This is a genomic window from Rhizobium sp. AQ_MP (assembly GCF_014237835.1).
Classification (GTDB): Bacteria; Pseudomonadota; Alphaproteobacteria; order Rhizobiales; family Rhizobiaceae; genus Allorhizobium.
The window spans coordinates 1-474 of record NZ_JACJVI010000069.1; the positions used below are offsets into that span (position 1 = coordinate 1).

Here is a 474-nt window from a genome sequence, read left to right on the forward strand (position 1 = left end):
GTCGCATCGAAGCCCAGGAACAGAGCGGCGGCGGCGATCTCCTCGACGGTGCCGTGGCGCTTCATCGGAGTGGCGAGATCACCGATTTCTGCGAGTTCGCGACGGTCTTCGGGCGATAGACCGGCGACGCCGAGAGTGGGGGTATCGATGAAGCCGGGCGCGAGGCAGTTGACCCTTACGCGGCGCCCGAGCAATTCGGCGGCGAGAACCTGGCTAAAGGCGCGGACCGCTCCCTTGGTCGCCATATAGACGCTCATCAACGGCGTGGCCGTCGCGGGCGTAACGGTGACGGCGGTAATCGAGCCACCATCCCTGATGAGCGGCGCAAGCCGCTGCATAGCAAAGAACGCGCCTCTCGTGTTGATGGCGAACTGCCGGTCGAAGCTATCCTCTGTGACTTGATCGAACGGCGCGAACTCTGCCACGGCCGCGAATATGAACAGCGCGTCGAGCGACTGGAAACGCTCCGCCACC

At 64.3% G+C, this 474-nt stretch carries 1 protein-coding gene; it reads right to left on the bottom strand.

Annotation, left to right across the window (positions count from 1 at the left end; translation table 11 throughout):
• Window positions 1-474: SDR family oxidoreductase (locus H6M51_RS24245; RefSeq protein ID WP_185812317.1), on the bottom strand; the 474-nt coding region annotated here is incomplete at both ends.